Annotated in this window: 4 protein-coding genes; 3 read left to right on the forward strand and 1 reads right to left on the reverse strand. The window is 49.3% G+C overall.

From position 1 onward, the window contains the following. Together HOK28_08430 and HOK28_08435 are read left to right on the forward strand one after the other, a co-directional pair. Nucleotides 1-588 (forward strand): hypothetical protein (locus HOK28_08430; GenBank protein ID MBT6433101.1); only part of this gene is annotated, 588 nt, incomplete at its 5' end. A gap of 80 nt (nt 589-668) precedes the next feature. Next, nucleotides 669-1,628, forward strand: coding sequence for a hypothetical protein (locus tag HOK28_08435; protein ID MBT6433102.1), 960 nt, complete (start codon nt 669-671; stop codon nt 1,626-1,628). Between the two features lie 219 nt (nt 1,629-1,847). On the opposite strand, the gene HOK28_08440 is transcribed toward HOK28_08435, so the two are convergent. Then, on the reverse strand, nt 1,848-4,256 hold the full coding sequence (locus tag HOK28_08440) for a hypothetical protein (protein MBT6433103.1): 2,409 nt from the start codon (nt 4,254-4,256) through the stop codon (nt 1,848-1,850). Nucleotides 4,257-4,534: 278 nt separating this feature from the next. On the opposite strand from HOK28_08440, the gene HOK28_08445 reads away from it, so the two are divergent. After that, a complete protein-coding gene (locus HOK28_08445; GenBank protein MBT6433104.1) occupies nt 4,535-4,993 on the forward strand; it encodes a hypothetical protein in 459 nt (152 codons plus the stop codon). Nucleotides 4,994-5,201 lie beyond the last annotated feature (208 nt).

Consider the following 5,201-nt stretch of genomic DNA (forward strand, 5'->3'; position numbering starts at 1 on the left):
GATATTCGCGCGGTGCTCGATTCTCTTTTGAGTGGAACCACTGGCGCAGTTTCCGAATTAGAATTTGACGAGTCTCGTATTGGGATGTTTGGTCATAGCTATGGCGCAGTGACTACGGGGCGTGTTCTTCAGGACGATAGCCGGGTGAAGGCTGGTGTAGCGATAGCGGCGCCAATTGAGAACCCTATGATTCCTGGGGTGAGTGTGGCGAGTTTAACGCGGCCACTGCTTTATCTCGTGGCCACCGAAGACAACAGTATCACTGAAGTTGGTAACTTCTTGCTTCGCCAAAATTACGACAATCATCCAGCGCCAGCGTGGAAGGTGGAAGTCACCGATGCCGGCCATTGGTCCTTTTCTGAGATTTGCGGATTGGTGGAGATGTTTGAACCAGGATGCGGGCAAGCTACGCGTCAAACGAATCCTTTTGACGAAGTGACCTACATCGATAATGTACTCGCCAGGACCATTGCACGTGATTACGTCTTGGCATTTTTTCAGCATACACTCCTTGGAAGCTTAGACGCCGAAGTGTTCTTGTCGGGACCATCACCGTTCCCGGATGTTGAAGTGTCCCATCATCAATGATGGGTAGAGGCCTATTTTCTCTACCTTTGCCTGCCCGAGCTGCCTGGGTTAGTGTCGGTGAACCAAGCAGGGGAGTGCCGATGTATTTAAGAGTACTTAGCAATGTTTTTTGTGTGATGATTTTGCCGATATTCCTCGGTTGTTCTGGTGTTGATCGGTGCCCAGAGATTGAAGAGAACACGGATCAGACAGGCAGCGATACCAGCTCCGGTGATACAAATACCGATCCCGTTACCGACCCGGACACCGACCCGGATACTGACCCAGATACTGACCCGGATACTGACCCAGATACTGACCCAGATACTGACCCAGATACTGACCCGGACACTGACCCGGATACCGACCCGGATACCGATCCAAATACTGACCCGGAACCTGATTTTGGTATCACCGCTGTTTATGCTTTCGGCGCTCTAAATGTCATCAATCAAAACGAGATTGGTCCTCCTTTGGCGGGAGAAACTGGGACCATCAATTCCAACTTTCAGATGATATTAACCCAAGATGACTGGGATGGTCTCGGTGATTTCGAGAACGCTTGTTGGCTTACTTTTGAATTCGATGAAGGGTCCGCTACCTTAGACCCAGGCTTTGTTGGACCCGGGAAATGGGCCGGTTGGACCGTAAGCGGCTCTGAGACTTTCAAGGAGCAATCGCCATCTTGTAGTAACATCTACGGAGACGAGCTTTCTTTTCTTGAGCACTTAAAGTCTTCTACCTTCGGAGTGGGTGCCGGACCGATTACTCCGGCGATGGCTGAGACGAGTGAGGAACTATTCGATGGAGCCGGTATGGATTGGGTTAACGATGGCTTGCCTTACTACTTTACACAGTATGTGATGTTGGACTTTGGTGAACTCGGCGGGAATTTAGGGTGGTCTCCCGCCAACCAAGGCATAGTCTACGAGGTGGACCAGGACAATATATTAGTCACAGATGAAGATAACTACCTTGTAGGAGTGAGTATCGAAGACGCTGAGTGGATTCCGGACGGGTATATGTACGGCACTTTATTCTACGGATTTGCCGTTAACTAGGCTCTTAGGCTTTATATTTACCGCCGCGTCTTTGGCCGGAATCACGGGCAAGGTTCGCTTCCAAGAGCCTGCGGTCGCAGCGCGTTCAGCCAATTCGATGCTCGAGGCTTAGCAACTTGGTCAAGATAGATGGCGGCGCTTTCGGGTGCGCGGTATTCGGGATTTAGCTTGGGCGGGTAGGCAGACAGGCAACTCTTCCTGACCTCTTTCTGCACTTTCCTATGTTAATTTCTGAGCTTCCATCAATTTGCTGATGGTGGTGGCAGGGTGGGCGATTTTTCCCTCGCTCACTGTGTCGATGTTTAGGTTTGGACCTCGAAGGCTAAGCTGGTGAACCAAAGTTTCTTCGTCTCCGGCAAGCCTAGCCAATGCAGAAAGAGTGGGCATGTAGTCCAGCTCTGTGGACTGCCCAAGTTCGGAGAAAAATTCCCTGTACTGTTTGGGGCCGTGCTCTCCTTGGAGGCGTTCAACATGATGCGAAAAGTTCTGGCTCCCGAGTAATGTTGGGCAGTCTTTCGAAAGCTCACGACCCGTTAGATGGCTGTATCGGGTTTCTAGGCGAGCCATATCAAATTGTGCTCCTGACTCCGGGATAAAACGTTCGGTCGATGCGTCTGCATAGAGGGCTGCGATTTCTTCAGCTTCTATGACCGTTTTGTCTTCTAGGGAAAGTAGGCCTTTCGAGCTGGGGCGTAGAGTTTCTTCGACCCTGAGATAAGCGGCGCGGGCTTGTGTGGCATCCGACTGGTCGATGCGGCGTATTCCTTCTTCTGTAAAGTAAATATCAACATTCACTTTGGCGTCGTCTTTGTTGGTTAGCAGTTTATCGATCACTGAGAGTTCGGGGAGATCGGCATCGACTTCTCCTTTGTAAGTGGGTGATAGTAAATCACTGAAACCCAAAAATCGTTTTAAGGCGTTTTCAGAGGTGAAGAGTTTATCGGAGGAAAACTTCATATTGAAAAAGGTCGTGTCTTTTTCATGGCCAGGTCGGTCAACGGATATTGAATCCCAGGTTACGCTCTTGGATCCTGTGATTATATTCTTGGTTGATTCTTGAAATTGGTTCTCCCGGTAAATGAGGCTTTTTCCGTTGCCGGTGTAACTCACTTCTTTGTCCTCGAGGAGTGTCTTGTGTAGGAGTAATTTAGTTCCCCCAAAGGATACATGTGCACGAAAGCTATCTCGGTTGGAGGTTGTATCGAGCCGTTTGGATGAGACACCACTGCCTTCAATTGCACTCAATGTTTGGGCCGTTGCAGTAGACAAGCCCATAATTGATTTGCACGCTTCCATACCGTTGGGGCTGGTTAAGTCGATTGTGTAGCTCACCAGATCTGTGCCGGCGTTTTCTTTTTGTTTGTTTATTCCTGCCGAGACTGAAGCGTTGTTTCTTATTGTGGCAGCTATGGGGCGGGTTAGTTCGTTTTGAATAACATGTCTGAGTACACCATTGCCTACTTTCGGTAATCCCAAATTCGATTCTAGCCCAGCGAATAGGTCGGCCGTAAGCTTCTCGGTTGTGACATCTTGTTTTTTTACCGATACTTGTACGATGCCGCTTGAATCTAGTATTTTCATATTGAGACTAACTTCACCGCTGTGAAGAACCGACCCTCCTACGCTTGCCCTGGCTGATGCTCGAATAGGACCGGTTCCTGCGGTGCGACCCACGCTTGCGCTTGCATGTCCCGTCACTGTGGCCTTGCCGGTAACCTCGAATTCAACTCCGGGAGCGAGACCTATCAGCTGCTCGGGTGCCGTTGGTAGAAACACTTGTTGAGGTGGGAGAGAGTCGGGATTTTGCCCTTGCTTATAGGTGATTGGGTGAACAGTTCGATATTGAACCATGGCAGAACCCTTAAACCCCGCGCCCAATTTCCCGATGGTTCCAACGGGAATAGTTCCCGCCTGTCCGCTTCCAATTTCTGCAAGGCCCGTGGTTTCAGACCACACAACTTTTTTTCCCGACTCCAGTATGGAATCTGTCGTTTCTTTGCGGAAGATATCGTTTGCGACGCTTTTATCGGCGGGTCGGTGGATCTGTTCCTCGAGTTTCAATGCCAGTGCCGATTTGCTGCCAAGTTTAATTTTATCCCCAAGCGAATGTTTATGCCTTAGAAGATTAATGGCGAAGTCTGGAATATCAAAATGGTCATCAATGGATTCGGACTGTTGTAAGAGTTCAACGTCATCAGCTGATATGGCTTCGGGGAAGTTACTGAGCTGGGCAGCAGAAATAAAGCGTTTCATCCAGCCCGGGTCTGTGGCTGGTTTTAGAAGGCTAAACTTGGGCGCTTTGGGGGATGCCGGCAGTCCAGGCAGGGATGGCCTTGGTTGCGTGTCGGCGGGACCAAGGGATTCCAGCAGTTCGATGTCATCAGCTGATATGGCATCGGGGAAGTTGCTGGTTGCGGCGGAGTGCGCGAGCATCCTCGACAAAAAACTGGGTTGAGGCTCGGGCAAGGAGGGTGTCTGTGCCTGGATGCGTGGTGGGACTGTTTTTATCTGGGTAAAGGTATCTTTCGGTGGCAGGTGAGCACCTTCACTGGGAGTTGGGGGTTGCCAGCCGCTGGTCATCGTTCGGCTCAAATGAGGCAACATCCGTGTGAAAAAACCGATACGCATGTAAGCGCTCCCTGGTTTGGTGCTCTATGAGCATAACTGATTTTAGATTTAGCACCTAGTGTGGTGAATCGGGGTGCGGTTTGCCTTGTGCGGCTTGATGGGGCTACTGGTATAGGGGGCGGGGTTGATATTCTCGATTAATACTTAATTTCTCAATGAGATGGCACGATTAGCTCACTTTTGGTGACTCCATGCTCTTCAATCCTGAGTGTGTATTTGCTATGGCGCCTGGACGCTGATGAAACGACAAAAATTGAGAGAGCGACGGAACCGAGCGGATGATGAGCAGCAATTTGGAAATGATGCAGAAGCTATTGGGTGCAGCAAGCCTTGTGCGAGACTCTTTGTTTTACTTCGTACTCATTGTGCTAACGGGTGTTCTGTTTGACCTTGTACAAGAAACTGCTCGGATATCTCCGGAGAATTATTTTGACCTCGGCGTAGCGCTCGGGGCTTCATTTCTATTTGAGCTTCTGTTTTTTCCTTTGAGCCGGAAAATTAAAAAATCCCGGTTGGGAGATGTCGATCCTGAGATGGAGAGTGCCAACGGTAAGTTCAAGAATTATATCTACGGCTGGTTTGCGTTTTTTGGTTTTTGGCTTTTAGTCACTGGAGCGCTCGACTCAGTTCGGGAGACGCCAGAGTATACCTCTGATTTTCATTTTGGACTGGTCTTTGCGTTTGTGCTGGCGCTCGTTATGAACATCGATTCTTATATTAAGCAGCGGTTAACTTAGAGAATCTGTATCAGGACTTGTCAAAATACTTCTCTGCTCGAAGTTTATCTTTTTTATTTGGACGCTTGCCTTTGATGGGGCCGGGACCTTTTATCTTATTTGGTCTTTCGCCCTGTAGTTCAAAGCCCTCAACGCTTTCTCGCTCAAGCCGTATTTTCGAACGCTTCTCAATTGTCTTAAAATGAGCCATCGTTTCGTAATCAATAAA

This window comes from Deltaproteobacteria bacterium (assembly GCA_018668695.1).
In the GTDB taxonomy this organism is placed as follows: Bacteria; Myxococcota; XYA12-FULL-58-9; order XYA12-FULL-58-9; family JABJBS01; genus JABJBS01.